Source organism: Streptomyces sp. NPDC005576 (assembly GCF_042871745.1).
In the GTDB taxonomy this organism is placed as follows: Bacteria; Actinomycetota; Actinomycetes; order Streptomycetales; family Streptomycetaceae; genus Streptomyces.
The window spans coordinates 397,802-413,770 of record NZ_JBIAJC010000005.1 but is presented as its reverse complement, the minus strand read 5'-3'; the positions used below and the strand labels follow the sequence as shown (position 1 = coordinate 413,770).

14 protein-coding genes are annotated in these 15,969 nt (G+C 74.4%); 5 read left to right on the top strand and 9 right to left on the bottom strand.

The annotated features are described in order from the left end of the window. Positions 1-8 precede the first annotated feature (8 nt). From ACFYPN_RS11925 to ACFYPN_RS11915, 3 genes are all read right to left on the bottom strand, one after another. Positions 9-365, bottom strand: a complete 357-nt coding sequence (locus ACFYPN_RS11925; protein WP_358764875.1) for a hypothetical protein — start codon at positions 363-365, stop codon at positions 9-11. Next, entirely contained in the window at positions 362-1,030 is a 669-nt protein-coding gene (locus ACFYPN_RS11920; protein ID WP_389297892.1) for a DUF6232 family protein, read from the bottom strand. The genes ACFYPN_RS11925 and ACFYPN_RS11920 overlap by 4 nt, the downstream gene beginning before the upstream one ends. A 185-nt stretch (positions 1,031-1,215) precedes the next feature. After that, positions 1,216-3,774, bottom strand: coding sequence for a helicase C-terminal domain-containing protein (locus ACFYPN_RS11915; protein WP_389297890.1), 2,559 nt, complete (start codon positions 3,772-3,774; stop codon positions 1,216-1,218). Positions 3,775-3,846: 72 nt separating this feature from the next. Between ACFYPN_RS11915 and ACFYPN_RS11910 the strand changes: the two genes are divergently transcribed. Beyond that, positions 3,847-5,232 carry a hypothetical protein gene (locus tag ACFYPN_RS11910; RefSeq protein WP_389297888.1) on the top strand — a complete coding sequence of 462 codons (1,386 nt, stop codon included), beginning with the start codon at positions 3,847-3,849 and terminating at the stop codon, positions 5,230-5,232. A 73-nt stretch (positions 5,233-5,305) separates the two neighbouring features. Then, positions 5,306-5,974, top strand: coding sequence for an HAD family hydrolase (locus tag ACFYPN_RS11905; RefSeq protein ID WP_389297886.1), 669 nt, complete (start codon positions 5,306-5,308; stop codon positions 5,972-5,974). A gap of 51 nt (positions 5,975-6,025) precedes the next feature. Here the strand turns inward: ACFYPN_RS11905 and ACFYPN_RS11900 are convergent, their stop codons facing one another. After that, a complete protein-coding gene (locus tag ACFYPN_RS11900) occupies positions 6,026-6,265 on the bottom strand; it encodes a hypothetical protein (RefSeq protein ID WP_389297884.1) in 240 nt (79 codons plus the stop codon). Between the two features lie 218 nt (positions 6,266-6,483). On the opposite strand from ACFYPN_RS11900, the gene ACFYPN_RS11895 reads away from it, so the two are divergent. Continuing rightward, positions 6,484-6,867: a cold-shock protein gene (locus ACFYPN_RS11895; RefSeq protein WP_358764902.1), complete on the top strand. Its 384-nt coding sequence runs from the start codon at positions 6,484-6,486 to the stop codon at positions 6,865-6,867. Between the two features lie 102 nt (positions 6,868-6,969). On the opposite strand, the gene ACFYPN_RS11890 is transcribed toward ACFYPN_RS11895, so the two are convergent. The 4 genes from ACFYPN_RS11890 to ACFYPN_RS11875 form a co-directional block, all read right to left on the bottom strand. Continuing rightward, positions 6,970-7,854 carry a 1,4-dihydroxy-6-naphthoate synthase gene (locus ACFYPN_RS11890; protein WP_389297882.1) on the bottom strand — a complete coding sequence of 295 codons (885 nt, stop codon included), beginning with the start codon at positions 7,852-7,854 and terminating at the stop codon, positions 6,970-6,972. Continuing rightward, positions 7,838-8,533 carry a futalosine hydrolase gene (locus tag ACFYPN_RS11885; protein WP_389297880.1) on the bottom strand — a complete coding sequence of 232 codons (696 nt, stop codon included), beginning with the start codon at positions 8,531-8,533 and terminating at the stop codon, positions 7,838-7,840. The genes ACFYPN_RS11890 and ACFYPN_RS11885 overlap by 17 nt, the downstream gene beginning before the upstream one ends. An 83-nt stretch (positions 8,534-8,616) precedes the next feature. Beyond that, a complete protein-coding gene (locus ACFYPN_RS11880; RefSeq protein WP_358764890.1) occupies positions 8,617-9,096 on the bottom strand; it encodes a DUF2771 domain-containing protein in 480 nt (159 codons plus the stop codon). Positions 9,097-9,123: 27 nt separating this feature from the next. Next, positions 9,124-10,575 carry an MFS transporter gene (locus ACFYPN_RS11875; protein WP_389297878.1) on the bottom strand — a complete coding sequence of 484 codons (1,452 nt, stop codon included), beginning with the start codon at positions 10,573-10,575 and terminating at the stop codon, positions 9,124-9,126. Positions 10,576-10,999: 424 nt separating this feature from the next. Between ACFYPN_RS11875 and ACFYPN_RS11870 the strand changes: the two genes are divergently transcribed. Continuing rightward, positions 11,000-11,938: a DUF3027 domain-containing protein gene (locus ACFYPN_RS11870; protein WP_358764894.1), complete on the top strand. Its 939-nt coding sequence runs from the start codon at positions 11,000-11,002 to the stop codon at positions 11,936-11,938. Between the two features lie 213 nt (positions 11,939-12,151). Then, positions 12,152-15,370 carry a sacsin N-terminal ATP-binding-like domain-containing protein gene (locus tag ACFYPN_RS11865; RefSeq protein ID WP_358764904.1) on the top strand — a complete coding sequence of 1,073 codons (3,219 nt, stop codon included), beginning with the start codon at positions 12,152-12,154 and terminating at the stop codon, positions 15,368-15,370. A gap of 95 nt (positions 15,371-15,465) precedes the next feature. Here the strand turns inward: ACFYPN_RS11865 and ACFYPN_RS11860 are convergent, their stop codons facing one another. Then, a complete protein-coding gene (locus tag ACFYPN_RS11860) occupies positions 15,466-15,894 on the bottom strand; it encodes a VOC family protein (protein ID WP_389297876.1) in 429 nt (142 codons plus the stop codon). Positions 15,895-15,969 lie beyond the last annotated feature (75 nt).

Genomic DNA, 15,969 nt, shown 5'->3' with positions numbered 1-15,969 from the left:
CTCCGCCCCTACGCCCCGCCGGTGCCGAGCAGCCCGAGCAACCGCCCCAGCGCGTCCGCGACGGGTTGGGCCACGGGGCCGACGACGGCCGCGATCTGGCCGAGTCGCGCCAGGGTGACGCCGCGCTCGGCCATGCCGGCGCGGTCCAGGGCGAGCACGGGGCGGGCCTCTTCGACGACGCGGGCCTGCTCCGGGTCGAGGTGACCGGCGAGGAAATGGAGCCGGGCGATCAGATCTTCCGCGGCGGCGCGGAGTTCCGGGTCCTGGGCGGCGTTGACGGAGCCGTAGTTGATGCCGATGTTCTGGCCGCCGTGCTGGTTGAAGACGGGGGCGTTGTAGGTCGTGCGGTGCGTCGGTTCACTCACAGCCTGATCCCTGTGTTCATCCCGCCGCTCTGGTTGAAGACGGGGCCGTTGTAGGTGGTCAGCTGGTTCACGTACGCCGTGAACTCGGCCTCCGGATGGTCGATCGCATAGACGATCAGACCGGCGATCGTTCGCAGCTCGTCCACGCTCGGCAGCGTCACGACCGCGCAGGAGCCGCCCGCCGTCTCCACGGCCAGGATCGGCTTCGCCGGCTGGAGGATCGCCGTGAGGAAGAGGGCGAGAGCGATCGCGCCGACGAGGAGCAGCGTGCTCAGGCTGCCCGAGTCCTTCGGGTCTTTGTCTGATCCCGCCATGAGCGCCACGTACGCGACGGCGACGATTGCCGACCACTTCAGGAAGTTGAGAAGGGCAGCGCCCCGTCGGGGATTGAGCTCGGTCGCCTCGACCCGGCTGAGGTTGTGCAGCGGGAAGGCCGCCGATCCCACCCAGAGCATCCGGCGCCGGACCGAGATCTCCAGGACCTCCCGCCGGCGCGGCAGCTGCGGGAACGGTGGCGGCGACGGGACCGGAGGCATCGAAGGCGGCGAGGGCGGGCCGGGTGGCGGTGCGGTGGGAGGTCCGGGCGGTCGTGCCGGTGTGGGCTTCGGCATCCGTGCGGCCGGTATGCGCTCCGGCGGCGGCTTGGCGTTCCCCGTGGTGTCCATGCGCTCCCCCGTGCACTCGGTCGCCCCGCGCCTCGCGGGAGCCCCCATTAAGCGCGATCGGCTCCTCATACGGCAGGCGAGAAACCGCCAACTGTCGTCGTCGGCGCACTGATCGGGCCGGAAAGCGACTCGGCGGACGCGGCGGGCCACCGGACACCGGACTTCGGCACACCCCGCGTTCCCGCCTACTCCTCCTCCGCCAGCTCCGCCACGCCCGTGATGCGGTGCAGGGGATAGGTGCGGACCTCGTCGGCCGTGTGGTCGTACGCGGTGACGAAACCGCCCTCCACCCGGACGGGGGCGATCACGCGCTGGCTGGCCGCGCCCTCCGCGTTGACGTAGCCGATCCAGAGGGTGGACCCCGTCATGGCGGCGGCCTGGACGGTGGCGAGGGTGTCGGCCGGGGTGGTGCGCGGGAGCGTGCCGGACGGGACACCGGACTCGGCGGCGGGCTCCTTGCGGACGACCGTGGCGGCCGTGTCACCGGCCCGGATCGCCCGTACCGCCGCGCCGAGCAGCGTCTCGTCCGGCACCGGCGGCCCTTCGGGTACGGGCACGGGGGCGGTGCGCGGCGGGGTGCGGCGGGCACCGGCGCGGGTGATCAGCACATCGCCCTCGACGGATTCGGCGGCCGGGGCGTAACCGAGGTCGCGCAGCCCTTCGAGGAGCGAGGCGGGGTCGGTCTGCGAGGCGAGGACGGTCGGGGCGAGGCGGCGCAGCCGCAGTACGGCCGAGCGCTTGTCGGCCAGGATCTCGTTGAGCACGGACTCGTCGTCGCAGCGTACGTACGAGGACGCGGCGCCGATCCGGAGGTGGCCGTGGCGCCGGGCCACGTCGTCGATCAGGTAGCTCAGCGGCTGCGGCACCGGGGTGCGGCTGTGCGCGGCGAGGAAGGCGTGCAGGTCGGAGGCGCTCTGGCCGGCGTCCAGCGCGCGGCGCACCGAGCCGGGGGTGAAGCGGTAGACCGTCGCGCCGCCCTTCGACTCGACGTCGGCGAGGACGGAGAGGATGTCGGCGAGCGGGCGTTCGAGCGGCCCCGGGGCGACGGCCGTCAGGTCGGCCTGGAGGAGCACGTGGTCGAGGGGTTCCGGCAGCAGCGGGGCGAGCAGCGCGGCGGCGGCCTCGGCCGGGGTCGCCGTCGCCGCACTCCGGGTGCTCCCGGTGTTTCCTGCGCTGCCCGCGCCTCCCGTGCTTCCGGGCGGGGCCGGGAGCAGCGCCCGGGCCTGCGAGGAGAGGGCGCCCCGGCCGGTGATGCCGAGGAGCTCGGCCTCGTTCACCGTCCACAGCGCGATGCGCGACCGCAGGTCGGCGCTGTCGGCCGGGGCGCCGGCGCCCCCCTGCGGCGGGTGGACGTCGCCGCGCGAGCCGCCGCGCAGCGGGCGCTCCCAGCGCAGCCGGGTGAGCAGGGTCGCCGGGTCGGGTGCGGTGCCCGGCGGCAGTGCGGCGAAGAGGGCGAGCACCCGGCGGCGTACGTCGGGGGCGGTGGAGCGGTCCAGTTCGGGGCCGAGCGCGGAGAGCGCACGGCCCTTGGCGTCCTGACCGCCGACCAGCCCGGCGGTGCGGGTGGCCGCCAGCCAGGCGAGCGCGAGACGCGTCCACCGCTGGGCGGCGGGGAGTTCGAGCCAGTCGTCGTAGGCGGGCGTGGCGCCGTAATGCTCGTCGCTCTCGCCGTCCGGGGCCAGCAGGCCGGTGGCATAGGCGAGTTCGACCCAGAACGCGGCCACGGACTCCGTGGTGTCGAGGGCGCTCGCGACCCGCTTCAGCTCACGCACGCTGAGCCCGCCGGAACGGAGCACGGTGGGGCCGCCGCCGTTCCAGAGCTTCAGCAGGTCCTCGACGGTGGAGAGGGCGAGGAACGCCTGCCCGGCCGCCGCTCTGTCCACAGCCTGGGGATCACGTTCGGCGACCGCCTGGACGACCGGCGGCAGCGGCTCCGGTACGCGGTGGGCGCGCCCGGCCCGCAGGTGCAGGGCCGCCTCGCGGGGCAGCACGACCGTGCGCGCCGACACCGGGAGGAGCAGGCCGCGGTCGCGCAGCCAGCGGACGGGCGGGGTCGGGTTCGGCGTGATCTCGCCGTACGGCGGGCCCCACACCAGCCGGTCCAGCACCGACAGAGCCTCCACGGGCGCGGAGTCCAGCAGTTCCGCCATGCGCGTGCGGTCGGTGAAGAGGGCGGTCAGCGCGGCCACGGCGGAGACCGGGTCATGGGTCGCGTGGAGCCCGGCGGCGGTCAGGATCTCCTGGAGCCGGCCCGGGGACATCCCGGCGGTGGCCTCGGCGACGGTCGGCCCGAGCCCGGTGGGGGAGGGGTGCTGCGGGGACGGCGCGAGCAGCTCCCGGGCGGTGCGCACCAGGTGCAGCCGCTCGTCCTCGCCCCAGACCAGGGCCTGTTCGCGCAGGGTCGCCAGGGCGCCGGGGAGCGCCGCCGTGATCGCGGCTTCGGTCTCGTCGTGGTGGGCGCCGTCGTCCTGCCCGTCGCCGGTCAGCAACCGCAGCAGCGTGCCGTACGGGGCCGGGTCGGGGGCGACCGCCAGGGCCTCGGCGGTCTGCAGCGCGAACCGGTCGAGGTGTTCCAGCGCGCGCACCACGGAGGCCCGGGTGCCTGCCCGGGTGGCGAGCTGGGTGATGTCGCCCGGCACCGGCGTGAGCAGGTCGGGACGGGCGCGCAGCAGCCCGGCAAGCGCTTCGTCGCCGCGGGCACGCAGAGCTTCGGCGAGCGTGCGCGGTGGTGTGGTCGTCCCCATCCGTCCCACGGTAGCCGCTGGAACGCTACGGTCGGAGCAGGTCAGCCGGAGGGAACCGAGGGGACGGGCCACGTGGGGATCGAGAGCGACCAGCTGGTCTACGAGTTTCTGAGCCGTGTCGGGGACCTGGCGCAGCGCCAACAGCTGTCCTCCGCGGCCCGGATGAGGCTCGTCGGCCAGGTGCGCGACGAGATCGAGAAGCAGCGCGGGAAGGCCGGGACGGACTCACCCGCCGCGGTGCGGCGCATCATCGGACGCTTCGGTGAGCCCGATGAACTGGTCGCGGCCGCCGTCGAGTCGGCGGGGGGCACCGAACCCGTCCCGCCCTCCGCGCCGTTGCCGTCGGCGCGTTCGGCAACCTCCGCGCGGGAGACGGCGTACGGGCCCGGTGACGCCCCGGCAGGACCGGTGCCGGCGCCCCGGCGCGGGGTGTTCCGGCCCCGGCCGGCCGCGGGGGAGCCCGGTGGGACCGGCGGGGCGGACGAGGAGCGCCGCGAAGAGGGCTCACGGTGGGGCGCGTCGCCGTTCCGCGGAAACCGGGCCCGGGGCGGGGGCCGGGGTGCGGGACGTAAGGACGGGGAGGACGCGCCGGGCGGAACCAAGGGCACCAACGGGGCGGCAGGGGCGCACGAGCCCGGTCAACCGGGCGATGCGCGCGGGGCGAGCGAGGCCCACGGGGCGAGCGGGGTGGACTGGGCTGCGGAGACGGGGGGCTCCGGCCACTGGCCCGATCCGTCCGCCCCGCACGTCATCGGCCTGGACCGGCTCGGCGACACCGTGGGGGAGGGCGAGTGGTGGCGGGTCGAACCGGGGCCGTTCGGCGAGTTCGGCGACGGGGTGCGGGTGCCGGGGTTCGTCGGCGGGGTGGAGATCCCCGCCCTGCTGAAGCCGCCACCCCGCCTCCGCGAGGACGCCGAGGACGGCGAGGACGGCAAGGACGGCGACCGAGACGCGACGGGCGACCCCACGCATCCGGACCACCCGACCGGCAAGGGCTCCCCCGGCGGGGCCCCGGGGGAGGCACGGGCAGCCGTCCGCAGGCGCCTGCCGCTGCCCCGGCTGCGCCGGCGCGCTCCGGTGCCCGCTCCGGCCGCTCCTGCCGCCGCCCCGGCCGGGCGCAGGCTCGGGCACCCGCTGCTGCTGGTCGCCGCCGCGCTGCTGGTCGCCGGTGCGGTGCTCGGTTCCTGGCTGGCCCTCGCGGGCGGCTGGGTGCTCGCGTACAGCTCGCGCGCGCTCTCCCGGGCCGAGGCGAAGTGGGTCGCCATCGGGCTGCCCGGGGTGGTCGTCGCCGGGGCGGTGGTGTGGGTCTGGGGCAGGGTGCGCGGGCGCTGGGGCGAGCCGATCGCCGAGGGTGCCATGGGCGACGCCCTGACGGGCCTGTGGCCGGTGGTGCTCCGCACGGCGGCGGTGGCCTCGGCCGTGTACCTGGTGTGGCGGGCGCGCCGGACCCGGGGGTGAGGAGCGCGTTCCCCGTACCGCCCGTACCGCCCGTACGTTCCCGCCCGACGTCGGGTCGGGGGCGGTCGGCACAATGGCAGGCATGGCTTCGCACATGTCTTCGCACACGCTGACGGTCGGTTTCGACCTCGATATGACGCTCATCGACTCCCGGGCCGGCATCAAGGCCAACTATCTGGCGCTCTCGGCGGAGACCGGTGTGCCCATCGACGCCGACCTGGTGGTGAGCAGGCTGGGGCCGCCCGTCGACGACGAAATGGCGAACTGGTTCCCGGCCGAACGGGTGGCCGTCGTCGCCGACCGGTACCGGGAGACCTATCCGCGCCACGCGATCGCCCCCACCACGGCCCTGCCGGGGGCGCGGGCGGCCATCGAGGCGGTACAGGCGCTGGGCGGACGGGCGATCGTCGTCACCGCGAAGTTCCAGCCCAACGCCGAACTCCACTGCACCCACCTCGGCCTCACCCCGGACCTGGTCATCGGCGACCTCTGGGCGGAGGGCAAGGGGAAGGCGCTGCTCGCCGAGGGCGCGCAGGTCTACGTCGGCGACCACGTCGGGGACGTACGCGGGGCGCAGGTCGCCGGAGCCGTCTCGGTCGGGGTGACCACGGGTCCGTGCGACGCGGACGAACTGCGGGCGGCGGGCGCGGACGTGGTCCTGAGCGACCTCACGGCCTTCCCGGCCTGGCTCCGGGCGTACGAGGCGCGGCGCAGGGCGGACGAGCCGCGGCGCACCGCCTGAGGTACCGGATGGCCGGAGGGGCGGCAGGTACGGCAGGTACGGCAGGTACGGCTACGGGCGGCTCACCACCCTCTTCGGCGAGTTGGACCACACCGAGCGGACCACGCCGGCGGCGGCGATCAGGAAACCCACCCCCATGAGCATGCAGACCGCGTACGCGATCGACGGAAAGGGGTCGGTCCCGAGGAAGAGCGGGGCCACCGTGACCAGCGTGGCGAGTGCGCCGACGAAGAAGACGATCGCGCCGATCCGGACCAGTCGGTCGCCCGCGCCTGAAGGAGTAGTGCTCACCCGGCAAGGGTAAGGCTTCTCCCACGTCTCCCGGAGGGTGCGCGAAGTGCGGGGCAACCCCTGATTCCCGCCGCGAGACAATGGCCCGGCGACGTCTTGTCCCGGGCCCAGGGGCCACTAGCCTGAAGATCGGCGGGTCCTTGCGACCCGCTCTCCTGCTATCCGGAGCCGTCTCGGCGGCTCCCCACGCATCGACGAGCGACGAGGACGAGGACGAAGTGCCCACCGGCAAAGTCAAGTGGTTCAACAACGAGAAGGGCTTCGGCTTCCTCTCCCGTGACGACGGCGCGGACGTGTTCGTCCACTCGTCGGTCCTGCCCGACGGGGTCGACGGGCTCAAGCCCGGCCAACGGGTCGAGTTCGGTGTGGTCGCCGGGCAACGCGGTGACCAGGCGCTTTCCGTCGTGATCCTCGATCCGACGCCGTCCGTCGCGGCGGCCCAGCGCCGCAAGCCGGACGAGCTGGCGTCGATCGTCCAGGACCTGACGACGGTCCTGGAGAACATCACGCCGCTGCTGGAGCGGGGCCGTTACCCGGACAAGGCCAACGGCGCGAGGATCGCCGGCCTGCTGCGCGCGGTCGCCGACCAGCTCGACGTGTAACCGCACGCCATCCGGTACGCCGGCCCTGGCACGCACCCCGCACCACCGCCGACGGCGGCCCCGCGAAGGGACCGCCGTCGGCGCATGTCTGGCCGGAAACCGTCAGACGCGGCGTGCGGGGAAGGCCAGCGCGTCCGGTGCGAGAGCCGGGACCAGCCCCTCCGCCGCGGCGCGCGTGAGCAGCCCGCGGACCGCCGCGTAGCCGTCCTCACCGAGGTCGGCGGTGAACTCGTTGACGTACAGGCCGATGTGCTGGTCGGCGACGGCCGGGTCCATCTCCTGGGCGTGCTCCAGGACATAACCGCGGGAGGCCGTCGGGTCGTCCCACGCCATCCGGACCGAGGTGCGGATGGCGTCGGCGAGCGCGTGCAGGGTCTCGGTGCCCAGCGAGCGCTTCGCGATGATCGCGCCCAGCGGGATCGGCAGCCCGGTGGTGGTCTCCCAGTGCTGCCCCATGTCGGCGAGGTTGTGCAGCCCGTAGTTCTGGTACGTGAAGCGGGCCTCGTGGATGACGAGTCCGGCGTCGACCTTCCCGTCGCGCACCGCGGGCATGATCTCGTCGAACGGCATGACGACGATCTCGCCGACCCCGCCGGGCACGGTCTCCGCGGCCCAGAGGCGGAAGAGCAGGTAGGCGGTGGAGCGCTCGCTCGGTACGGCGACCGTCTTCCCGGTCAGGTCGGTGCCCGGCTCGCGGGTGAGGACGAGCGGGCCGCAGCCGCGCCCGAGCGCGCCGCCGCACGGCAGCAGCGCGTACTCCTGAAGGACCCACGGCAGCACCGCGTAACTGACCTTCAGCACGTCGCCCTCGCCGCGCTCGGCGAGGCCGTTGGTGATGTCGATGTCCGCGAAGGTGACGTCGATCGGGGTGGCGCCGGGGACCCGGCCGTGCGCCAGCGCCTCGAAGACGAAGGTGTCGTTGGGGCAGGGCGAGAAGGAGATCTTCAGGGCGGTGTCGGTGTCGGTGCCGTCAGTCGTTGCGGTCATGGTGGGTCCAACCTTCCAGTACGGGGATGAGCTTCCCGAAGGCTCCGGTGAGCGCGGCCAGGGCGTCGCCGATGCGCCAGGCGTCCCGGTCCCGGGGGCCGACCGGGTTCGACACGGCCCGGATCTCCAGCACCGGCAGCCCGAGGGCGGAGGCCGCCTCGGCGACCCCGAACCCCTCCATCGCCTCGGCGAGGGCGTCGGGGTGGGCGGCCAGCAGCCCGGCGGCGCGCTCCGCGCTGCCGGTCACGGTGGAGACCGTCACCACGGTGCCGGTCGCCGCCCCGGTGGCGGCGGTGACCGCCCGTACCAGCGAGCGCGGCGGCACGTGGAGCACCCGGCCGAAGCCGAGGCCGGTGACGGGCACGAAGCCCTCGGGGGTGTCGGCGCCCAGGTCGGCGGCGGCGATGCCGCTGGCGACGACGAGGGAGCCGACGGGTGCGGCGGGCGCGAACCCGCCGCCGATCCCGGCCGAGACGACGAGGTCGTACCGGCCGGACGTCAGGGCGAACGCGGTGGACGCGGCGGCGGCGGCAGGGCCGACCCCGCCCGCCAGCACGTCCAGCGGGCCGGTGCGGTGCAGCTCGGCGCCGGGCACCGTGCGCACCTCGGGAGCCTCCCCGGACGCACGTGTGACCGCGTCCCGTTCGGCGGGAACAGCGGTCACGACGAGCACACGCACGGGAAGGGATTCCTCCGACGGGCTACGAGGAAGAGGGGCTACGGGGACGACGGTCTACGGCGAAGGGGACGACGGAAGGCGGATCAGTCGGTCTTCTTGAGCTTGAAGTGCCAGATGCCGATGAGCTTCGAACCGTCGGTCTCGACGACGCTGACCTGGGTTTCCTTGCTCGTCTCGCCGGTCTGGCTGGAGAAGAACGCGCTGCCGGTGATCGAACGGTAGGACCGCTTGTACGGCTCCTGCTCGGCCTGCTGGCCGTCGATGAAGAGCGTCCAGCCGTTGTCGGCGACCTCCGGGTCGACGCCGAAGCGCACCCGGTCGTCCATGGCGACGTCGATCGACTTGTCGGCCTTCTTGTTCAGGCAGCCCTGGATCAGCGATTCCTTGATGGGGTCGCCGTCGTTGTAGCAGACGGCCTCGGTCGACACCGAGGTCGTGCCGACCGTCACGGTGGCGAGCGGCGTCGGCTTGTCGCAGGCGGACAGGACGAGGAGTCCCGCGGACACGGCACCAAGAGCGACGCCGATTCGACGGCTCTTACCTGAGAAGAACGCAACGGTCATGGGCCGAAGGCTATCGGTCGCTCCGCTTCACGCCACGCGGGGGTGCGGTGAGCCGCGCCGCGCGGAGGCCAGGAGACCCCGGACGGACGTTGCCGCACCCAGCGCGAGGATTCCGGCGGCCACCGACATGCCCAGTACTCCATTGAGCGGGAGCGCGATCCCGATGCCGCCGCCGACCACCCACGCCATCTGCAGGGCCGTCTCGGACCGGGCGAAGGCGGAGGTCCGCACCTCCTCCGGCACGTCGCGCTGGATCATCGCGTCCAGCGAGAGCTTCGACAGCGCCTGGGTGAAGCCGGCGACCGCGCCGAGCACGGCGACGAACACCGTGGAGAAGAAGAGCGCGGCCAGCACCGCGGCGCCCAGCGCGATCCCCAGCACCGTCGCGACGATCACCTCGGGCCCGCGCGTCCGCAGCAGCGAGCCCACCGCCGTGCCGAGGGCGTTGCCGGTGCCGGCCGCCACACCGACGATGCCGAGCGAGACGGCCGCGCTCTGCCCGGAGAGCGGCTCGTTCCGCAGCAGGAACGCGAGGAAGAAGATGAGGAAACCGGAGAGCGCGCGGTGCGCGGCATTGGCCTGGAGACCGTGCAGCACGGAACCGCCGACCGACCGCAGCCCCGGCGGCCGCTCCCGCTTCTCCTTCGTCCGCCGCCCGGCGCGCCTGCCGGAGAGCAGGGTCGAGCCGGCCCGCGAGCCCGGCGTACGGGCGGGGGGTTCGGGCGCGGCGGCCGCCCCGTGCTCCTCCGCGAGGCGGGCCCGGCGCTCGCCCTTGGCGGAGTCCACCTTGGGCGGCAGGGTGAAGGCGAGGAAGGTGCCGCCGAGGAAGATCACGCAAGCCCCGAAGAGCGGCCACGCCGACCCCGCCATCTGGAGCCCCGCGCCGATCGGGGCCGCGACACCGGTCGCCAGCAGCCCGGCCAGGGTGACCCGCGAATTCGCCTTCACCAGGGAGAACCGCGGTGGCAGCAGGCGCGGTACGACAGCACTGCGCACCACCCCGTACGCCTTCGAGCAGACGAGCACCCCGAGCGCTGCCGGGTACAGCTCCAGGCCGCCGGTGGCGACCGCGCCGGACATGGTGACCGCGAGCACCGCCCGGGCCAGCATCGCGCCCGCCATCGCCGCCCGGCGGCCGTGCGGCAGCCGGTCCAGCAGCGGACCGATCACCGGGGCGAGCAGGGTGAACGGCGCCATGGTGATCGCCAGGTAGAGCGCGACGCGGCCCCGGGCCTCGTCGGTCGGGACGGAGAAGAACACCGTGGAGGCGAGCGCCACCGTGATCATCACGTCGCCCGCGCCGTTGACGGCGTGGAGTTCGATCAGTTTTCCGAGCCCGGACTCACCGGCGCCGTGGGCGTGCGTCACCTTGCGGATGGACCGGCCGGTACCGAAGAAGCCCGAGTTCAGCGCGCGGCGCATCGCCCGGCCCGTCCTGCGGAAGGGGCCGGGGGCGTCGTGCGACCGGACAGTAGCCACTTCGTCATACTGCCCCAACCTCTCTCCGACGAACCGACGACAGCCCGGGGCATCCGCCCACGAGGGTGCGGACGGCCGTACGGGCAGGTCACGCGGGCCGCGACGGCAGGAATTTCCCCTCGGGGAGGCCGGTGGAATCCGTCGCGTCACGCATCGGAAAGGCCGCGTTTGGGACGGGCAGGTGGGCGAGGGGCGGCGGAGAGGGTAGCGTGCGTTACGCGCCACCGGCGGTTGTTCTTGGCCGCGCGCCTCTCGGCGATCCCGCAGAATGGGTCATGAGAGGCACGCCCGAGGCAGGCAACAACGGGTGTGGACGTCGACGCGGTCCTCTGGTCCGCTCCGCCCACAGCCGTCATGGCTGAAATCGGACATCGATGGAGCCATCGGCGCGCTCGTGAGACTGCGTAGGAGAGAAGCGAGACCTGTGAGTGCTGCGACGACGCGAAGCCGTACGACCCGTACCCCTGTTCCCGACCGGCTCTGTGCCGAAGCGGTAGATTTCGCGCGCGCCGCGGCCGAGGAGGCCGCGGCCCCCGGCGAGGTCGGCGCGCACGTGGCCGTGGTGGCCGAGGGGGACCGGGTCGTCACGCACTACTTCGAGTGCGAGATGTTCGGTTACCGGGGCTGGCGCTGGGCGGTGACCGTCGCCCGGGCCTCCCGCGCCAAGAACGTCACCCTCGACGAAACGGTGCTGCTGCCCGGCTCGGACGCCCTCCTCGCCCCGGAGTGGGTGCCCTGGAGCGAGCGGCTGCGCCCCGGCGACATGGGCCCCGGCGACCTGCTGCCCACCGAGGCGGAGGACCTCCGCCTGGAGCCCGGGTGGACCGGCGAGACCGTCGAGGAGACGGACGAGGACGCCACCGCGGTACGCCTCTCCGGCGAGCTGGCCGACCTCGTCGACGCCGAGGACGCCGAGCTGACGTCCCGGCCGTCCGCGATCGGCCGCGGCTCCATCGCCTCGGTCGCCGAAGAGCTCGGCATGCGGCGTGCGCGGGTGCTGTCCCGGTACGGGCTGCACGAGGCGGCGGACCGCTGGGACGAGGAGTTCGGCCCCAAGACGCCGATGGCCCAGGCCGCTCCCGCGACCTGTGTGAGCTGCGCGTTCCTGGTCCCGCTCTCCGGATCGCTGCGGCAGGCCTTCGGCGTCTGCGCCAACGAATTCGGTCCGGCCGACGGCCATGTCGTCTCGCTGGCGTACGGCTGCGGCGGCCACTCCGAGGCGGCCGTGATGCCGAAGCCGCCGACGCCCGCACCGCATGCCCTCGACACCATGCGGGTGGACGCCTACCAGCTGCACCCGCAGCGGGACGGCGGTTCCGTGCCCGACGAGACCGACGTGCACGACGACCTCGGCCACTCCTGACGCGCAAGGGCCGTTTCTGACGCACCTCGGCCACTCCTGAAGCACCCCGCCGCACGGGCGGACCCGCCACCACCGGGTCCGCCGTGCCGCACCGCACACCCGCTCCACCCGCTCCCGTGAGTCGCGCTGCCGTCCCCGCGCGGTACGTTCGGGCGCACACTGGGCGGCAACGGCCAACGGGTAAGCGGAAGAGAGCGGAGTCGAAGCGTGAGCATGAAGGCGACCGAGGGGGCCGATCCGTTCGGGACGGCACGGCTGCGGCGCGGCGTGCTCGACGCCTGGGGTGCCGGGCCGGCCCGCTTCCGCGAGGACGCCAACGCCGAGGAGGACCTCGCCCTCGGCGGGTACCGCGACCGCCTCGTCGTGGAGCTCGCGCAGAACGCCGCCGACGCGGCCGCCCGCGCCGGGACTCCCGGCCGGCTCCGCCTCACCCTGCACCCCGGAGAGAACGACGCCCCCACCGTGCTGGCCGCGGCCAACACCGGCGCCCCGCTCGACGCCACCGGCGTCGAATCCCTCTCCACCCTGCGTGCCTCCGCCAAGCGCGAGGGCCACGAGACGTCCGTGGGCCGCTTCGGCGTCGGGTTCGCCGCCGTGCTCGCGGTGAGCGACGAACCCGCCGTCCTCGGCCGCCACGGCGGCGTCCGCTGGTCCCTCGCCGAGGCCCGCGTCCTCGCCGAGGGCGCGGCCGTCGGCAGCCCGGGCCTCGGGGACGAACTCCGCCGCCGGGACGGCCACGTACCGCTGCTCCGCCTCCCGCTGCCCGCCGAGGGCAGCGCGCCCGAGGGGTACGACACCGTGGTGGTGCTGCCGCTGCGCGACGGCACCGCCGAGGACCTGGTGGAGCGGCTGCTCGACTCCATCGACGACGCACTCCTCCTCACCCTGACCGGACTCGACGAGATCGTGGTCGAAACCCCCTCCGGCGTACGCACGTTGACGCGGACCGCGCACGGCCCGTACATCCACGTCGAGGACTCCGCGCACGGCGTCAACCGCTGGCGCACCGTCTTCCACCACGGGCCGGTCGAGCCCGCGCTGCTCGCAGGCCGGCCCGTCGAGGAACGGCTGCGCCCGCACTGGTCGGTCACCTGGGCCGTCCCCGTGAACGAGGACGGCTCGCCCCGCCGCCCCGGCACCGCACCCGTCGTGCACGCCCCGACGCCCACCGACGAACCCCTCGGCGTGCCCGCCCTGCTCATCGCCTCGCTGCCGCTGGACACCACCCGCAGGCACCCCGCACCCGGCCCGCTCACCGACTTCCTGGTGGAGCGCGCGGCCGACGCCTACGCCGAGCTCCTCGCCGACTGGCACCCCGTCACCACCGGCACCCTCGATCTGGTGCCCGGACCGCTCGGTCAGGGCGTGGTGGACGGGGCGCTGCGCGCGGCGATCCTGGAACGGCTGCCCCGGGTCGCCTTCCTCGCGCCGGCCGTACCCGCCGACCCGGCCGCGGCGGTCGCCCCGGTCGCCGAGAACTGGGCCGACGACTGGGCGGACCCCGGCGCCCCCGACGCCGTCCGCCACCGGGACCACGCCGCGCTGCGCCCCGTCGAGGCCGAGGTCGTGGAGGGCGCCGGCGCCGAGACCGTACGGGTGCTCGCCGAGGTGCTGCCGTGCCTGCTGCCCGCCGGACTCGAACGCCGCACCGAACTGCGCACCCTGGGCGTGAGCCGGGTCCCGCTGACCGAGGCGATCGACCGGCTCGCAGGGCTCGAGCGCGAACCGCACTGGTGGCGGCGGTTCTACGACAGCCTCGCCGGGGTCGACCCGGACCGCCTCTCCGGACTGCCCGTCCCGCTCGCCGGGGCGCCCGACGCCCCCGAGGGGCAGCCGCCCCGCACCACGATCGGCCCGCGCCAGGTGCTGCTGCCGCTGCCCGACGCGCTGACCGGCCCGGTGCTCGCCCGCCTCGCCCGGCTCGGCCTGAAGGTCGCCCACCCGGACGCCGCGCACCCGCTGCTGGAGAAGCTGGGCGCGCTGCCCGCCACCCCGCGCGCCGTACTGACCACCCCCCAGGTGCGGGCGGCGGTCGCCGGATCGCTGGACGCCGGGGAGATCTGGGACGAGGACGCGCTCGACGGCGACGAGCTGGTGGAGACCGTGCTCACCCTCGTGCGCGACGCCGAACTGAACCCCGGCGACGAACCCTGGCTCGGCGCCCTCGCGCTGCTCGACGAGGACGGGGAGACCGTGCCCGCCGGTGAACTTGTGCTCCCCGGCAGCGAGTTCGCCCAGATCATGCGCGAGGGAGAAATCGCGCTCTGCGACCAGGAGTTGGCCGAACGTTGGGGCGAGCAGCCGCTCACCGCCTGCGGGGTGCTCGCCGGCTTCGCCCTCGTGCGCGCCACCGACGTGGTCCTCGACCCCGACGAACTGGAGCCCCGCGACAGCGACTTCGCCGAACCCGACGACGCCGGACTGCTGGACGCCGTGGACGTCTGGTGCGAGGACCTGCTCGACCAGCTGCCCGACACCCCGGTGCCTCCGGTGGCCACCGAGATCGTCGCCGTGCGCGACCTCGACCTCGTCGCCGACGACGCCTGGCCGCAGGCGCTCGCCATGCTCTCCCGGCCGCCGTTCCGCGACGCCCTGACCCAGCCCGTCCGGGTACTGCTCCCGGACGGTACGACCCGCTCGGTGCGCTCGTACACCGCCTGGTGGCTGCGCGACCACCCGGTGCTGGAGGGCCGCCGCCCGGCCGGTGTCCGCACGGCGGGCGGCGACCCGCTGCTGGACGGGCTCTACGACGCGGTGGACGCCACCGGGTTCGACGACGCCCAGGTGCTCCGCGCGCTCGGGGTCCGCACCACGGTCGAAGCCCTCCTGGACGAGCCGGGCGGCGCCGCCGAACTGCTGGGCCGCCTCGCCGAGGAGGACCGCCCGGTGACCGCCGTACAACTGCACGGGCTCTACACCGCGCTCGCCGACCTCGACCCCGAACAGGTCACCCTCCCCGACGACCTGCGGGCCGTCGTGGACGGCGAGGTGGAGGTGGTCGACGCGGCGGACGCCGTCGTCGCCGACGCCCCCGACGTCCTGCCGCTCGCCGGCGGGCTGCCCCTGCTGCCGGTCGCCCCGGCACGCGCCGCCGAACTCGCCGAGCTCTTCCAGGTCCGCCGGCTCGGCGAGACGATCGAGGCGGAGGTGGAGACCGAGGGCGAGGAGCACGAGGTGCCCGGAGCGGTCCGCGTCCTGCTCGGCGACCGCACCCCGGACACCTACGTCGAGCACGAGGAGCTCCACGCCGGCGGCGTCGAGCTGAACTGGCGCCGCGCCCCGGACGGCACCGTGCACGCCTCGACCCTGGAAGGGGTGGCGGCGGGACTCGCCTGGGCGGCCGGCCAGTGGCCGCGCCGCTTCGAGGTCGCCGCCCTGCTGGAGGACCCCTCGCGCACGGAGGAGCTGGCCCGGGACCGCTGGTTCGACTGAGCCCGGCGTCCGGTCGCCCGGGCCGGGGGGAGCGCACCCCGGCCCGGGCGCCCGGACGGACGGCGCGCCCGTTCCGGACCCGCCCCGGGCGCCCGTCAGGGGCGGAGGTAGGGCCTGGTCATGATCTCCATGTTGTGGCCGTCGGGGTCGTCGAAGTAGGCGCCCCGGCCGCCGAAGAGGCGGTTGGTCCGGCCGGGCTCGGTGTGGTGGGGGTCGGCGTAGTAGGTGACCCCGATCGCCTCCAGGCGGCCGACCATGGCGTCGAACCGCGTATCGGGCACGAGGAACGCGTAGTGCTGCGACTGGATCGGTTCGTCGGTCTTCTCGTAGTAGTCGAGTGTCACCCCGTTGCCGAGGTCGACGGGGAGGAACGGCCCGAACGGAGCACCGACCTCCAGCCCCAGGATCGCGGCGAGGAACCCGGCCGACAGATGCGGGTCCCTGGCGTGGACGGCCGTGTGGTTCAGCTGGACGGCGGTCGCCGGCCGTGCGGATTCGTGCGGGTACTGCTGGTCGTACGACATGTGTGGTGTGTCCCCGGGTCTCGTGGGTCCGCTGGAAGGGGCGCCGCGGGGGCGCCGGGAGCGAAGACGCGGAGA